We start from the raw sequence: 14538 nt of genomic DNA on the forward strand, positions 1-14538 counted from the left end.
CTTTCCAGGCCTGTGCTCCCCCTGTGGGAGCGGGTTTACCCGCGAAGAGGCCGGCACCGACAACCGGGATCAATCAGGCAAACAGCTCACCCTGAATCCGCTCCAGCAGCTTCTGGATCTCCGCCAGCCGCTGGGCCGGCGAGTCGATCGCCAGCAAGTCGAGCTTGTCCTCTTCCATGAACGGCAACAGGTACGCCAGCTGGTTGGCCAGGGCCTGGCGGCCATTGACATCCCGAGGCATGTCCAGCGCCTCGACCATCGGGTGCTCGCCCAGCGCCACCAGCAGCGCCAGCAGGTCATCGTCGTGTTCGGTCAGCGGGCTGTCAGCCTGCTCCGCCAGCCACTGCACCTCACCCAGCAGCAACTGGTCCTTCTGCACCTCGGTCTGGCTCAATTCGAAACGCCGCACGCCTTCCACGCGGATGCCCAGCAGGCCGTTGTCCTGCTGCACGAAATCGCGGATCAACGCCTCGCAGCCGATCGACGCCACCACCGGTGGCGCCTTGCCGACCTGCTCGCCTTCGACGATGCACACCACGCCGAAGCCGCTGCCTTGCTTCATGCAGCGGCCGATCATGTCCAGGTAGCGCGCCTCGAAGATCTGCAGATCCAGCAGGCAGCCGGGAAACAACACGGTATTGAGGGGAAACAGCGGTAGCGTCATCACAATTCCTCAAGCCACCAGGCTGACCGCCAACGGCAGGAACACCGCCGTGGCCACCCCCATCAGGCTCATCGCCAACGCGGCGAACGCGCCGCACTCGTCACCTTCCTGCAAAGCCACCGAGGTGCCCACGGCATGCGCGGTCACGCCCAGCGACATGCCCCGGGCCTCCGGGCTGTGCACCCCCAGCCACGTCAGCAAGGCCGGGCCGAAGATCGCCCCGATCACCCCGGTGATCAGCACGAACACCGCAGCCAGGGCTGCCACGCCGCCAATCTGCTCGGCCACCAGCATGGCGATCGGCGAGGTCACCGACTTCGGCGCCATGGTCATCAGGATCATGTGCTCGGCACCGAACCACGCGCCCAGCAGCAGGCAGCAGATAGTGGCGAACAGGCCTCCGATTACCAGCGTAGTAAAGGTCGGCCAGAACAGCTGGCGAATGCGCCGCAGGTTGAGGTAGAGCGGCACGGCCAAGGCCACCGTGGCCGGACCGAGGAGAATGTTCATGATCTCGGTGCTCTTGCGGTACTCGGCGTAATCGATGCCACAGATGAGCAGCACGCCAATCACCAGCAGCATCGACACCAACACCGGCTGGAGGAAGATCCAGCGGGTTTTCTCGTAGGCCGCCAGCACGATCTGGTAGGCCGCCAGGGTGATGCCGATACCGAACAGCGGGTGGTGGATGACCGCGTCGAGCGCGCCTTGCCAGTCGAGGGTCATGGCTGCTCCTCGCGCTTGCCCTGGCGCTGCATGAGCTTCTGCATCAGCACACCGACGAACACCAGGGTCAGCAGGCAGGAGATCAGCAAGGCCCCGGCGATGGCCCAGAAGTCCGCAGCGATGTCCTTGGCATAGACCATCACCCCCACCGCCGGCGGCACCAGCAGCAGCGGCAGGTAGCGCAACAGGCTGCCGGCGGCCTCGTTCAGCGGCTTGCCGACTTCACCCCGGGCCATGAGAAAGCACAGCAGCAGCAACAGGCCGATGATCGGCCCCGGCAGTATCGGCACGCACAGGTGATTGATCGCCGTCCCCAGCAGCTGGAACAAGACCAGCCAGGTCAAACCACGCAACAGCATAAGGATCTCCTTCGGGCATGCCGGCCATTATAAGCACGCGCGGCCTATCAGCCGATATTCGCCGAATGGCGGGCAACTTGACTGAAACGGTTAGCCGTGGTGATCTTGCACCTTCGTACCAAATGACAACCTGGAGAGTCGCCATGCCCTATGTACCGGTAAACGAACTAGCGCAGTACGTTGGAAAGGAACTGGGACGGTCCGACTGGCTGAAGATCGACCAGCAGCGCATCAACCTGTTCGCCGAAGCCACCGGTGATTTCCAGTTCATCCATGTGGACCCGGTCAAAGCGGCAAAGACCCCTTTCGGCTCCACCATTGCCCATGGGTTTCTGACCCTGTCGCTGATCCCCAAGCTGATGGAGGACATCCTGGTGCTGCCCGAGGGGCTGAAGATGGTGGTGAACTACGGGCTGGACAGTGTGCGCTTCATCCAGCCGGTCAAGGTCGACAGCAAGGTGCGGCTGAAGGTGGACCTGGGTGAGGTGACCGAGAAGAAGCCTGGGCAGTGGTTGCTAAAGGCCACCGTGACCCTGGAGATCGAAGGCGAAGAGAAGCCGGCCTACATCGCCGAACCGCTCTCGCTCTGCTTCGTCTGACCGGGCCTGTTCGCGGGTAAACCCGCTCCCACAGGAGTCTCACCGCCTTCGAAGGCAGCGCTGTACCTGTGGAGCGGGCTTGTCGAGGCATCGAACCGCCGCGAAGGATCCAACACCGATTTCCGTCGGGCCACAGATACCTGCGCCCCGTATTCTGCGGCATACTCGGCAGACCTTTGTGCCCGGATTCCGCCATGCGTCCACTGCTCCCCCTCGCCCTGTCCCTGCTGCTCGCTGCCTGTGGCGACGGCGAGTCGCTGTCGCCGCCGGATGCGCGCCTGCCCGACGGTGGCCGCTACCGAGGCCAGGTGGTCGATGGCCTGCTGCAGGGCGAAGGACGCATCGACTACCCCAATGGCAGCTGGTACGCCGGTGCCTTCAAGGACGGCCAGTGGCACGGCCAGGGCGAGTGGCACGGCAGCAACGGCGAGGTCTATCGCGGCCAGTTCGACAAGGGCCTGTTCCACGGCCTGGGCGACCTGACCACGCCGGGCAGCCACTACGCCGGCACCTTCAGCCATGGCCGCCGCGACGGCGAAGGCACCCTCAAGCAGGCCGACCAGACCTACCGCGGCCAGTTCAAGGACGACCAGTACGACGGCGCCGGAGAGCTGGAAATGGCCGATGGCAGCCGCTACCAGGGCTTGTTCGCCAAGGGCAAGCCCAACGGCGCCGGGGTGCGCAGCGATGCCAGCGGCAACCAGTTCAGTGGCCGCTTCGTCGACGGCCAGCTGCAAGGCAGCGGCACCTACGACAGCGTCGACGGCGAGCAGTACATCGGTGAATTCAAGGACAACCGCCTGGAAGGCCGCGGCCGCTACGAAAACGCCGATGGCGACGTGTGGATCGGCGACTTCAAGGACGGCTCGCTGGTCGGCGAAGGCGAATTGCTCGGCAGCGACGGCAGCCACTACAAGGGCAGCTTCGTCGACTGGCGCCTGTCCGGCCAGGGCAACCTGCAACTGCCCGATGGCAGCAAGTACAGCGGCGGTTTCGCCAACGACGCCTACCAGGGCCACGGCAAGCTGACCCTGGCCAGCGGCAAGACGGAAAGCGGGTTCTGGGTCAACGGCGTGCGCGTGCGCGACCAGAAGGGCACCCTGCTGCCCGACCCGCTGGACCTGGCCCTGCTCAACCAGGGCCGCCTGCTCGACGAAGCCCTGGCCCGGGTACCGCGCTCGGCCGCGCCTATCCAGCTGTACAGCCTGGTGCTGGGCGGTGATGGCCAGCAGAGCGTGTTCCTGCGCGAAGCCGACTATGTCAGCAACATGCTCAAGGTACGCTTCGGTGCCCGCGGCCAGGTGACCCTGGTCAACCACCGCGACCAGATGTCCAGCCGCCCCATGGCCACCCGCGAGAACCTGGCCCGCGCCGCCCGCACCCTGGCCGAACGCAGCGGCCCGGAAGACCTGGTGTTCATCTACCTGACCAGCCACGGCAGCGAAGATCACCAACTGGTGCTCGACCAGCCGCGCCTGCAACTGACCGACCTGTCCGCCGACGAACTGGCCAGCGCCCTTGCCCCGCTCAAGGAGCGTGACAAGATCATTGTCATCTCCGCCTGCTATTCAGGGGGCTACATACCGCTGCTCAAGGATGAGCGGACCGTGGTCATGACTGCCGCACGCGCCGATCGGGTGTCGTTCGGGTGTTCGGAAGAAGCCGATTTCACCTACTTCGGCGATGCCCTGTTCGCCGAGGCGCTGAACCAGACCGACGACCTGAAACAGGCGTTTGAACTGGCACGCGCCAGCGTTGCCGAACGAGAACGACGGGAAGGTTTCGAGGCCTCCGAGCCGCAGATCTGGGCACCGCCCACGGTACTGGCACATTGGCAGCGCCTGCGCCGGCAACAAGCCGAAGAAGCCTTGCGCAATGCAGCACAAGCCCAGGCGGCAGAGCAGGAAAAAACCCCTGCCACCCACTAAGCTTGTGTGTAACAAGGGAGAGACATCATGTACTTGACGCCTCAGCATGTCCTGCTTGCCGGAGCCACCGGCCTGACCGGCGAGCATCTGCTCGACCGCCTGCTCAGCGAACCGACCATCAGCCGGGTGCTGGCACCGACCCGGCGGCCGCTGGCCGAGCACCCGCATCTGGAAAACCCGGTGGGCGACCCTGCGGTGTTTCTGCCGCAACTGGCCGGGCGGGTGGATATCGCCTATTGCTGCCTGGGCACCACGCTCAAGCAGGCCGGCTCTGAACAGGCCTTCCGCGCTGTCGACCTGGACATGGTGGTCGCCTTCAGCAAGCGCGCGCGGGAAATGGGCGCGCGGCACCTGTTGGTGGTCAGTGCGATCGGCGCCGACCCCAAGTCGTCGGTCTTCTACAACCGGGTCAAGGGCGAGATGGAAGAGGCGCTCAAGGCCCAGGACTGGCCGCAACTGACCATCGTGCGGCCGTCGCTGCTGCTGGGTGAGCGGATCGAGCCACGGCTGGGCGAGACAGTGGCTGCGCCGTTTTCGAAGTTGCTGCCAGGCAAGTATCGCGGGATCGAGGTGTGCACCCTGGCGCGGGCCCTGTGGCGGCTGGCGCTGGAGGAAGAGGATGGGGTTCGGGTGATCGAGTCCGATGAGTTGCGCAAGCTGGGCAAGAAATAGCTTTCACCTGCAAGGGCCCTTTCGCGGGTGAACCCGCTCCCACAGGGGTATCACAGCCCTTGAGCCCAGTGGCATTCCTGTGCTCCCACAGGGGTGTCACAGCCCTTGAGCCCAGTGGCATTCCTGTGCTCCCACAGGGGTGTCACAGCCCTTGAACCCAGTGGCATTCCTGTGCTCCCACAGGGGTGTCACAGCCCTTGAGCCCAGTGGCATTCCTGTGCTCCCACAAGGGTGTCACAGCCCTTGAGCCCAGTGGCATTCCTGTGCTCCCACAGGGGTGTCACAGCCCTTGAGCCCAGTGGCATTCCTATGCTCCCACAGGGGTGTCACAGCCCTTGAGCCCAGTGGCATTCCTGTGCTCCCACAGGGGTGTCACAGCCCTTGAGCCCAGTGGCATTCCTGTGGGAGCGGGTTTACCCGCGAAAGGGCCCTCACAGGCCGCCGCGGGCGTTGAACCCTACCCCGGCCGCCGTCAGCAATGACAGCGGCAACAGCAAGGTATCCAGCAACATGCTGCCCGGCAGGTCCAGCCCCGGATACGCCGGCGCCTCGGCCCCGAAGCGATCCTTGGGGCAACACCCACCATTGATCACGTACATGTCCAGCCGAGTCCCGGCGTATACCAGCGGCGCCCCTGGTTTGCCAGCATCCAGCGTGCGCACCGTGGCACAACCACACAGCACGCTGGCGGCCAGCACACCAGCCAGCACACGCTTCAATCATCCGCCCCGTAATGATGCTCACCCCAGCGCGGCAACATGTCCTGCGGGATGTTCAGCAGGTTCAACACCCGCGCCACGACGAAATCGACCAGGTCGTCGATGGTCTGCGGCTGGTGGTAGAACCCCGGCGCCGCCGGCAGGATCACCGCGCCCATCTGCGACAGCTTGAGCATGTTCTCCAGGTGGATGGTCGAGAACGGCGCCTCGCGCGGCACCAGGATCAACTGGCGGCGCTCCTTCAGGGTGACGTCTGCGGCACGCTCGATCAGGTTGTTGCAGGCGCCCGTGGCGATCGCCGACAGCGTCCCGGTGGAGCACGGCACCACCACCATCGCCGCCGGCGCGCCGGAGCCGGAGGCTACCGGCGACATCCAGTCTTCCTTGCCGTACACACGGATCTGCCCATCGGCGGCCCCGGTGTATTCGGTCAGGAACGCCTGCATCGCCTGGGGCTTGGCCGGCAGCATCACGTCGGTTTCGGTGCTCATCACCAGTTGCGCGGCCTTGGAGATGAGGAAGTGCACCTCGCGGTCCTCGCGCACCAGGCAGTCGAGCAGGCGCAGGCCGTACTGTGCCCCCGAGGCGCCGGTCATGGCCAGGGTGATACGTTCCGGGCCGCTCACTTCAGCGCCTCGGCCAGCTTGCCATGCAGGCCGCCAAAGCCGCCGTTGCTCATGATCACCACATGGGTGCCCTCGCGCGCCTGGCCCTTGACCCGCTCGATGATCGCTTCGAGGCTGTCGGCGACCACGCTCGGCACCTTGCACTGGGCCGCCGTGGCAGCCAGGTCCCAGCCGAGGTTGGCCGGGGCGTACCAGATCACCTGGTCGGCATCGTTGACGCTTTCTGGCAGCCCGTCACGGTGGGCGCCGAGCTTCATGGAATTGGAACGCGGCTCGATGATGGCGATCACCGGGGCCTCGCCGACGCGCTTGCGCAGGCCATCGAGGGTGGTGGCGATGGCGGTCGGGTGGTGGGCGAAATCGTCATAGATGGTCACGCCCTGTACCTCGGCGACCTTTTCCATGCGGCGCTTGACGCTCTTGAACGCGCTCAGGCCTTCGATACCCATGGCCGGCACCACGCCCACATGGCGGGCAGCGGCCAGGGTGGCCAAGGCGTTGGCGACGTTGTGCTGACCGGTCAGCGCCCAGTCCACCACGCCCTGCACCTCTCCCTCGAACAGCACTTCGAAGCGCGAGCCGTCGGCGCTGAGCAGGCGCGCCTGCCACTGGCCACCGTCACCGGTGGTCTGCACCGGGGTCCAGCAGCCCATGCCGATCACCCGCGCCAGCGCCTGCTCGGCGGTTGGGTGAATGACCAGGCCTTCGCTGGGAATGGTCCGCACCAGGTGGTGGAACTGCCGCTCGATGGACGCCAGATCAGGGAAGATGTCCGCGTGATCGAACTCGAGGTTGTTGAGGATCGCGGTGCGCGGGTGGTAGTGCACGAACTTCGAACGCTTGTCGAAGAAGGCGCTGTCGTACTCGTCCGCCTCGACCACGAAGAACGGCGTGCCGCCCAGGCGCGCCGACACCGAGAAGTTCTGCGGCACGCCGCCGATCAGGAAGCCCGGGCTCATGCCGGCATGCTCCAGCACCCAGGCCAGCATGCTGCTGGTGGTGGTCTTGCCGTGGGTCCCGGCCACGGCCAGTACCCAGCGGCCCTGCAGCACGTGGTCCGCCAGCCACTGTGGGCCGGACACGTAGGGCATGCCCTGGTTCAGCACGTATTCCACCGCCGGGTTGCCCCGCGACATGGCGTTGCCGATCACCACCAGGTCGGGTGCCGGGTCCAGTTGGGCCGGGTCGTAGCCCTGGGTCAGCTCGATGCCCTGGGCTTCGAGCTGGGTGCTCATGGGCGGATAGACATTGGCGTCCGAGCCCGTGACGCGGTGGCCGAGCTCTTTGGCCAGCACCGCCAGCGACCCCATGAAAGTGCCGCAAATACCGAGAATATGAATGTGCATGGTCGACCTCGCAAAACGTCGAGGCAGGGTAGCCCAGGGCGCGGGAAATCGCACCCGGTGTTTTGCTCAGGCGCCCCTGGCGATGCCGTGTTTGCGCAGTTTTCGATACAAGGTATTGCGGCTGATGCCCAGGTGCTCGGCGACCCGGGTAAGGTGCCAGTGTTTTGCCTCCAGGATTTCCCGTAATGCCAGCCCCTCGGCTTGCAGGAGCGGCCTTGTGTCGCGAAAGGGCTGCGCAGCAGCCCCGGCAATATCGACGTCAACGCGAAGATCCTGGGGCCGCTGCGCGCCCCTTTCGCGACACAAGGCCGCTCCTACAGAGCGCGCGCCACTGCGGACAATGGTGGGGAGATCCGAAAGCTCGATTTGCGAACCTTCGCACAGCGCCACCAAGGTCCGCAGCACATTGCGCATCTGCCGCACGTTGCCCGGCCAGGCAAACGCCAGCAGCGCCTGGCGCGCCTCGGCGGCCAAGCGAATGAGTTGGCCCTGCGCCTCCTGTCGTAGCAGAAAGTCCAGCAGCTGTTCCTTGTCACTGCGCTCACGCACCGCCGGCAGCGCCACCTCAAGCCCGTTGAGCCGGTAATAGAGGTCTTCGCGGAAACTCCCCTGCTCCACCCGCTCCAGCAAATCCCGGTGGGTGGCGCTGACGATACGCACGTCCACCGCCTGCGGCTCGCCGCCGATCGGCACCACCTGGCGCTCTTCCAGCACCCGCAGCAGGCGGGTCTGCAAGGCCAGCGGCATGTCGCCGATCTCATCCAGCAGCAAGGTGCCACCATCGGCCTGCACCAGCTTGCCGCGCATGCCCTCCTTGCGCGCACCGGTGAAACTGCCGCCGCGATAGCCGAACAGTTCGCTCTCGATCAGGCTTTCGGGGATCGACGCGCAGTTTACCGCCACGAAGGGTTTGCCGCCGCGCCGGCTGGCCTGGTGCACGGCCTGGGCGAAGGCCTCCTTGCCACAGCCGGTCTCGCCGCGCAGCAACAGCGGCACATCGCGCTCGAACACCCGCACGGCCCGGTGGAAATCCTGCTGCAACGCCGGGTCCAGCAGGCAGATGCCCGGCTGCGCCGCCGGCCGGGCCTCGGGCAGGCTGGCCGGCACCGACCATGCGGGTGCCCTGGCCTGCCCGCGCAGGCTGGCGAACACCTGGCGGCCATCGCGGGTATGCAGCGGCCAGGCGGTGCTGCCGCCAGGCGTGGCGCGGCTGAACAGTTGGTCATGGCTGCAGGCGAAGAACATCTCCAGCGGCTTGCCCAACACGCCGCCACGGATGCTGCCCAGCAGGTTCAACGCGCTCTGGTTGGCGGCGCAGATCCGGCCATCGCCGTCGAATGCCAGCAAACCTTCGCTGAACAGGCCGACCGACTCGGCCTGCAGGTGGAAGCGCAGCAACCATTGCTGCTCGAAGTGGCGCAGGAAATAACAGCTCTCGATCATCTTCGCCGAGAGGTTGACCAGGGCCATGGTGTGAAACTGGCTCTGCCGCGATACGTCAGGCCGCGCCGAGGACACGTCGAGCACCGCCAGCAGCTCGCCGTGGGGGTCGAACACCGGGCTCGCCGAACAGGTCAGCCCGGTGTGGCGGCCACGAAAGTGTTCGTCCTGATGAATGGTCAGGGCCTGGCGCTCGACCAGGCAGGTGCCGATGCCGTTGGTGCCCTCGCGGGCCTCGCTCCAGTCCGCGCCCAGCCACAGCCCGGCGCGCTCGAAGCTGCGCCGCTCGCTGGCCGCGGTGACACAGTTGAGGATCACCCCACGGGCGTCGGTGAGCAGCACCGCATGGCCGGCGCCGGACAGTTGCTGGTGCAGGCTGTTCATCTCGTGGTCGGCGATCTTCAGCACCTGGCGCAGGCGCTCGCGGCTTTCCAGCAGGCGGCCATGTTCGAGCACCACGGGCGCTTCGCTCAGCGCCGGGTCGAGGTGGTAGTCGTCCAGGCAACGCAGCCAGGAACGGGCGATGGACGGGTCGCTGTCGGCCTGCCCCCGGGCAACGGTGTGCACCTGCTGGGCATGGCGGCTGAAGGGATTGCTCTGCATTTGTTGTTGTTCTCCGCAGATAGAGCGTCCCGCCAGCATCCTCCACCCGCACAGGCTTTGCAATGTGCCTGCCCGCACCGTCTCGCAAACGGTACAAAGTGTCACCCAGGCCGTGCCAGGCGTGGCACAGGGCGCGCTCGATCACCACCCCGCACTGATCCAAGTCATTGATTCCATTGGCATGCACCACGCTGGCCCAACCTTTGCTCTACGCTTTCCAACTCCTCAACAAACATAACAGCCAGGAGACACACCATGCGTTACGCACATCCCGGTACCGAGGGCGCGAAGGTTTCCTTCAAGAGCCGCTACGGCAACTTCATCGGTGGTGAGTTCGTTCCTCCGGTAAAGGGTGAATACTTCACCAACACGTCTCCGGTGAATGGCCAGCCCATCGCCGAATTCCCCCGCTCCACGGCCGAAGACATCGACAAGGCCCTGGATGCCGCCCACGCCGCAGCCGATGCCTGGGGCCGCACCAGCGTGCAGGACCGCTCCAACGTCCTGCTGAAGATCGCCGACCGCATCGAACAGAACCTGGAAATCCTGGCGATCACCGAAACCTGGGACAACGGCAAGCCGATCCGCGAAACCCTCAACGCCGACATCCCGCTGGCGGTCGACCACTTCCGCTACTTCGCCGGCTGCATCCGCGCCCAGGAAGGCGGCGCCGCCGAAATCAACGAAAACACCGTGGCCTACCACATTCACGAACCGCTGGGCGTGGTCGGGCAGATCATCCCGTGGAACTTCCCGATCCTGATGGCCGCGTGGAAACTCGCCCCGGCCCTGGCCGCCGGCAACTGCGTGGTGCTCAAACCGGCCGAGCAGACCCCGCTGGGCATCAGCGTGCTGGTCGAACTGATCGGCGACCTGCTGCCCAAAGGCGTGCTCAACGTGGTCCAGGGCTATGGCCGCGAAGCCGGTGAAGCGCTGGCCACCAGCAAGCGCATCGCCAAGATCGCCTTCACCGGCTCCACCCCGGTCGGTTCGCACATCATGAAATGCGCCGCCGAGAACATCATCCCGTCCACCGTCGAACTGGGCGGCAAGTCGCCGAACGTGTACTTCGAAGACATCATGCAGGCCGAGCCGAGCTTCATCGACAAGGCCGCCGAGGGCATGGTGCTGGCCTTCTTCAACCAGGGCGAGGTGTGCACCTGCCCGTCGCGCGCCCTGGTGCAGGAGTCGATCTACGAGCAGTTCATGCAGGTGGTGTTGAAGAAGGTGCTGCAGATCAAGCGCGGCGACCCGCTGGACACCGACACCATGGTCGGCGCCCAGGCCTCGCAGCAGCAGTTCGAGAAGATCCTCTCCTACCTCGACATCGCCCAGAAGGAAGGCGCCGAACTGCTGACCGGCGGCAAGGTGGAAAAACTCGAGGGCTCGCTGGCCACCGGGTACTACATCCAGCCGACCCTGCTCAAGGGCAACAACCGCATGCGCGTGTTCCAGGAAGAAATCTTCGGCCCGGTGGTCAGCGTCACCACCTTCAAGGACGAAGCCGAAGCCCTGGCCATCGCCAACGACACCGAGTTCGGCCTCGGCGCCGGGGTGTGGACCCGCGACATCAACCGCGCCTACCGCATGGGCCGCGGCATCAAGGCCGGCCGCGTGTGGACCAACTGCTACCACCTGTACCCGGCGCATGCCGCGTTCGGCGGCTACAAGAAGTCCGGGGTTGGCCGTGAGACCCACAAGATGATGCTCGACCATTACCAGCAGACCAAGAACCTGCTGGTGAGCTACGACATCAATCCGCTGGGCTTCTTCTAAACCGCGTCGCCTGCTTCGCGGGCAAGCCCGCTCCCACAGGGACCCTGTAGGAGCGGGTTTACCCGCGAAGAGGCCGGACCTGCTTCCACAAAACCCAGAGCCCCAACCGCTCTGGCTCGCTTCCTGCAGTACCCATCACCAGCGGCCCGGAACCCCTCCGGCCACCCAGAAAAAGAACAGGTGAAACCATGCCAAGCGATCATTCCTCCGGCACGCCGGCAGGGTCTTCCGTCGACTTCGAAAAGGTCGGTTCGGACTATTTCCAGCAACGTGAACTGAAAAAGGGCGCCGCCGGCTGGGTGCTGCTGGTGGGCCTGGGCGTGGCCTACGTGATCTCCGGCGACTACGCCGGCTGGAACTTCGGCCTGGCCCAGGGCGGCTGGGGCGGCATGTTCCTCGCCACCCTGCTGATGGCCACCATGTACCTGTGCATGTGCTTCTCGCTGGCCGAACTTTCGTCGATGATCCCCACCGCCGGCGGCGGCTATGGCTTTGCCCGCAGCGCCTTCGGCCCGTGGGGCGGCTTTCTCACCGGCACCGCGATCCTCATCGAATACGCCATCGCCCCGGCCGCCATCGCCACCTTCATCGGCGCCTACTGCCAGTCGCTGTTCGGCATCGGCGGCTGGATGATCTACCTGGCCTTCTACGTGGTGTTCATCGGCATCCACATCTTCGGCGTCGGTGAAGCGCTGAAGCTGATGTTCATCATCACCGCCATCGCCGCCATCGCCCTGGCGGTGTTCCTGGTGGCCATGGTGCCCCATTTTGATGCAGCCAACCTGTTCGACATCGCCCAGACCGACGCCGCCGGCGCCAGCAGCTTCCTGCCGTTCGGCTACGTCGGCGTGTGGGCGGCGATCCCCTACGCGATCTGGTTCTTCCTTGCGGTCGAAGGCGTGCCCCTGGCCGCCGAGGAAACCAAGAACCCCAAGCGCGACCTGCCACGTGGCCTGATCGGCGCGATGCTGGTGCTGGTGGCGTTCGCCCTGCTGATCCTGGTGGTCGGCCCCGGCGGTGCCGGTTCCGAAGCGCTGAAGGCTTCCGGCAACCCGTTGGTCGAGGCGCTGGCCAAGGCCTACGGCGGCTCCACCTGGATGGGCAGCTTCGTCAACCTGGTCGGCCTGGCCGGGCTGATCGCCAGCTTTTTCTCGATCATCTACGCCTATTCGCGGCAGATCTTCGCCCTTTCCCGCGCCGGCTACCTGCCGCGCAAACTGTCTGAAACCAACAAGAGCAAGGCCCCGGTGCTGGCCCTGGTGATTCCCGGGATCATCGGCTTCGCCCTGTCGCTGACCGGCCAGGGCGACCTGCTGATCCTGGTGGCGGTATTCGGTGCCACACTATCCTATGTGCTGATGATGGCCGCACATATCACCCTGCGCATCCGCCGGCCGAAGATGGAACGCCCCTACCGCACCCCGGGCGGCATCTTCACTTCCGGCCTGGCCCTGGTGCTGGCCTGCATTGCCGTGGTCGCGGGCTTCCTGGTCGACCCACGGGTGGTGATCGGCGCAGCGGTGATCTATGCCGTGCTGATCGCCTACTTTGCGTTCTACAGCCGTCACCACCTGGTGGCAGGCACACCGGAAGAGGAATTCGCCGCGATCCAGAAGGCCGAAGAGGCCCTGCACTGATCAAAGCCACCCGCCGCGGGCCAGCCCGCGGCTCTGGAGATTCTGTATGGCAAGTTTCGTACACACGGTCGGCCAATTGGTCTACCGCTTCGACAGCCTCAAGGACGTGATGGCCAAGGCCAGCCCGGCGCGCTCCGGCGACTTCCTGGCCGGCGTGGCCGCCAGCAACGACGGCGAACGGGTGGCCGCGCAGATGGCCCTGGCCAATATCCCGCTGACGCATTTTCTCAATGAAGCGCTGATCCCCTACGAACAGGACGAGATCACCCGGCTGATCGTCGACAGCCACGACGCCCAGGCCTTCGCCCCGGTCAGCCACCTGACCGTCGGCGGCCTGCGCGACTGGCTGCTCGGCGACGAGGCCAACGAAGCCAGCCTGCGCGCCCTGGCCCCCGGCCTGACCCCGGAAATGGCCGCCGCCGTGTCGAAGATCATGCGCGTGCAGGACTTGGTGCTGGTGGCGCAGAAGATCCGTGTGGTCACCCAGTTCCGCGGCACCATGGGCCTGCGCGGGCGCCTGTCGACCCGGCTGCAGCCCAACCACCCGACGGATGAACCGGCCGGCATCGCCGCGAGCATCCTCGACGGCCTGCTGTACGGCAACGGCGACGCCATGATCGGCATCAACCCGGCCACCGACAGCATCGCCTCGATCTGTGCTTTGCTGGAGATGCTGGATGCCATCATCCAGCGCTACGAGATCCCCACCCAGGCCTGCGTGCTGACCCACGTCACCACCTCGATCGAAGCCATCAACCGCGGCGTGCCGCTGGACCTGGTGTTCCAGTCGATCGCCGGCACCGAGGCGGCCAACGCCGGCTTCGGCATCAACCTCAACGTCCTGCAGGAAGGCTATGACGCCGGCCTGTCGCTCCGGCGCGGCAGCCTCGGGCAGAACCTGATGTACTTCGAGACCGGCCAGGGCAGCGCCCTGTCGGCCAACGCCCACCACGGCGTCGACCAGCAGACCTGCGAAACCCGCGCCTACGCCGTGGCCCGCCACTTCAAGCCGTTTCTGGTCAACACCGTGGTCGGCTTCATCGGCCCGGAATACCTGTACAACGGCAAGCAGATCATCCGCGCCGGCCTCGAGGACCACTTCTGCGGCAAGCTGCTCGGCGTGCCGATGGGCTGCGACATCTGCTACACCAACCACGCCGAAGCCGACCAGGACGACATGGACACCCTGCTGACCCTGCTCGGCGTGGCCGGGATCAACTTCATCATGGGTATCCCCGGTTCCGACGACATCATGCTCAACTACCAGACCACTTCGTTCCACGACGCGCTCTACGCGCGCCAGACCCTGGGCCTCAAGCCGGGGCCGGAATTCGAGGCCTGGCTGCAGCGCACCGGCATCTTCACCCAGGCCGATGGCCGCGTGCGCTTCGGCGACAACCTGCCGCCGGCATTCCGCCAGGCCCTGGCGCAACTGGCATAGGA

13 protein-coding genes are annotated in these 14538 nt (G+C 65.7%); 6 read left to right on the forward strand and 7 right to left on the reverse strand.

Features of this window, described 5'->3' with window-relative positions; genetic code table 11:
* Positions 1-73: 73 nt before the first annotated feature.
* From ACIP21_RS18960 to ACIP21_RS18970, 3 genes are read right to left on the reverse strand one after another with little or no spacing between them, the layout of a single operon-like run.
* On the reverse strand, positions 74-664 hold the full coding sequence (locus ACIP21_RS18960) for an LON peptidase substrate-binding domain-containing protein (RefSeq protein ID WP_400690593.1): 591 nt from the start codon (positions 662-664) through the stop codon (positions 74-76).
* 9 nt (positions 665-673) lie between these two features.
* A complete protein-coding gene (locus tag ACIP21_RS18965; RefSeq protein ID WP_400690596.1) occupies positions 674-1390 on the reverse strand; it encodes an LrgB family protein in 717 nt (238 codons plus the stop codon).
* On the reverse strand, positions 1387-1749 hold the full coding sequence (locus ACIP21_RS18970) for a CidA/LrgA family protein (RefSeq protein WP_400690599.1): 363 nt from the start codon (positions 1747-1749) through the stop codon (positions 1387-1389). Before ACIP21_RS18970 ends, ACIP21_RS18965 begins: the two co-directional genes overlap by 4 nt.
* 143 nt (positions 1750-1892) lie before the next feature.
* Here ACIP21_RS18970 and ACIP21_RS18975 point away from each other — a divergent pair, with 143 nt between their 5' ends.
* The 3 genes from ACIP21_RS18975 to ACIP21_RS18985 all read left to right on the forward strand — a co-directional run bounded on the left by ACIP21_RS18975 (position 1893) and on the right by ACIP21_RS18985 (position 4948).
* Positions 1893-2348, forward strand: coding sequence for a MaoC family dehydratase (locus tag ACIP21_RS18975; protein WP_400690602.1), 456 nt, complete (start codon positions 1893-1895; stop codon positions 2346-2348).
* A 194-nt stretch (positions 2349-2542) separates the two neighbouring features.
* Positions 2543-4276, forward strand: a complete 1734-nt coding sequence (locus ACIP21_RS18980; protein ID WP_400690605.1) for a C13 family peptidase — start codon at positions 2543-2545, stop codon at positions 4274-4276.
* A gap of 27 nt (positions 4277-4303) precedes the next feature.
* Complete coding sequence (locus ACIP21_RS18985; RefSeq protein WP_400690608.1) at positions 4304-4948, forward strand: oxidoreductase; 645 nt, start codon at positions 4304-4306, stop codon at positions 4946-4948.
* Positions 4949-5379: 431 nt separating this feature from the next.
* Here the strand turns inward: ACIP21_RS18985 and ACIP21_RS18990 are convergent, their stop codons facing one another.
* From ACIP21_RS18990 to ACIP21_RS19005, 4 genes are all read right to left on the reverse strand, one after another.
* Entirely contained in the window at positions 5380-5667 is a 288-nt protein-coding gene (locus ACIP21_RS18990) for a YceK/YidQ family lipoprotein (protein WP_400690611.1), read from the reverse strand.
* Positions 5664-6293 carry a flavin prenyltransferase UbiX gene (ubiX, locus tag ACIP21_RS18995; protein WP_400690614.1) on the reverse strand — a complete coding sequence of 210 codons (630 nt, stop codon included), beginning with the start codon at positions 6291-6293 and terminating at the stop codon, positions 5664-5666. The genes ACIP21_RS18990 and ubiX overlap by 4 nt, the downstream gene beginning before the upstream one ends.
* Positions 6290-7639 carry a UDP-N-acetylmuramate:L-alanyl-gamma-D-glutamyl-meso-diaminopimelate ligase gene (mpl, locus tag ACIP21_RS19000; protein ID WP_400690617.1) on the reverse strand — a complete coding sequence of 450 codons (1350 nt, stop codon included), beginning with the start codon at positions 7637-7639 and terminating at the stop codon, positions 6290-6292. The genes ubiX and mpl overlap by 4 nt, the downstream gene beginning before the upstream one ends.
* 66 nt (positions 7640-7705) lie before the next feature.
* Positions 7706-9682 carry a sigma-54-dependent Fis family transcriptional regulator gene (locus tag ACIP21_RS19005; RefSeq protein WP_400690620.1) on the reverse strand — a complete coding sequence of 659 codons (1977 nt, stop codon included), beginning with the start codon at positions 9680-9682 and terminating at the stop codon, positions 7706-7708.
* A gap of 255 nt (positions 9683-9937) precedes the next feature.
* On the opposite strand from ACIP21_RS19005, the gene ACIP21_RS19010 reads away from it, so the two are divergent.
* The 3 genes from ACIP21_RS19010 to ACIP21_RS19020 all read left to right on the forward strand — a co-directional run bounded on the left by ACIP21_RS19010 (position 9938) and on the right by ACIP21_RS19020 (position 14536).
* On the forward strand, positions 9938-11458 hold the full coding sequence (locus ACIP21_RS19010) for an aldehyde dehydrogenase family protein (protein ID WP_400690623.1): 1521 nt from the start codon (positions 9938-9940) through the stop codon (positions 11456-11458).
* A 188-nt stretch (positions 11459-11646) separates the two neighbouring features.
* A complete protein-coding gene (gene eat / locus ACIP21_RS19015) occupies positions 11647-13095 on the forward strand; it encodes an ethanolamine permease (protein ID WP_400690626.1) in 1449 nt (482 codons plus the stop codon).
* Between the two features lie 46 nt (positions 13096-13141).
* The gene (locus ACIP21_RS19020; RefSeq protein ID WP_400690629.1) at positions 13142-14536 is read left to right on the forward strand and encodes an ethanolamine ammonia-lyase subunit EutB; all 1395 of its coding nucleotides are present in this window, start codon (positions 13142-13144) and stop codon (positions 14534-14536) included.
* Positions 14537-14538: the final 2 nt, after the last annotated feature.

The sequence above is a fragment of the Pseudomonas sp. NPDC089401 genome, from assembly GCF_044749485.1.
In the GTDB taxonomy this organism is placed as follows: domain Bacteria; phylum Pseudomonadota; class Gammaproteobacteria; order Pseudomonadales; family Pseudomonadaceae; genus Aquipseudomonas.

Excerpts from the sequence above, each read along its gene's own strand:
- ACIP21_RS18965 (WP_400690596.1), bottom strand. The coding sequence starts at position 1,390 with ATGACCCTCGACTGGCAAGGCGCGCTCGACGCGGTCATCCACCACCCG.
- ACIP21_RS19010 (WP_400690623.1), top strand. The coding sequence starts at position 9,938 with ATGCGTTACGCACATCCCGGTACCGAGGGCGCGAAGGTTTCCTTCAAG.
- ACIP21_RS19020 (WP_400690629.1), top strand. The coding sequence starts at position 13,142 with ATGGCAAGTTTCGTACACACGGTCGGCCAATTGGTCTACCGCTTCGAC.
- ACIP21_RS19005 (WP_400690620.1), bottom strand. The coding sequence starts at position 9,682 with ATGCAGAGCAATCCCTTCAGCCGCCATGCCCAGCAGGTGCACACCGTT.
- ACIP21_RS18960 (WP_400690593.1), bottom strand. The coding sequence starts at position 664 with ATGACGCTACCGCTGTTTCCCCTCAATACCGTGTTGTTTCCCGGCTGC.
- mpl (WP_400690617.1), bottom strand. The coding sequence starts at position 7,639 with ATGCACATTCATATTCTCGGTATTTGCGGCACTTTCATGGGGTCGCTG.
- ACIP21_RS18975 (WP_400690602.1), top strand. The coding sequence starts at position 1,893 with ATGCCCTATGTACCGGTAAACGAACTAGCGCAGTACGTTGGAAAGGAA.
- ACIP21_RS18970 (WP_400690599.1), bottom strand. The coding sequence starts at position 1,749 with ATGCTGTTGCGTGGTTTGACCTGGCTGGTCTTGTTCCAGCTGCTGGGG.
- ACIP21_RS18985 (WP_400690608.1), top strand. The coding sequence starts at position 4,304 with ATGTACTTGACGCCTCAGCATGTCCTGCTTGCCGGAGCCACCGGCCTG.
- eat (WP_400690626.1), top strand. The coding sequence starts at position 11,647 with ATGCCAAGCGATCATTCCTCCGGCACGCCGGCAGGGTCTTCCGTCGAC.
- ACIP21_RS18980 (WP_400690605.1), top strand. The coding sequence starts at position 2,543 with ATGCGTCCACTGCTCCCCCTCGCCCTGTCCCTGCTGCTCGCTGCCTGT.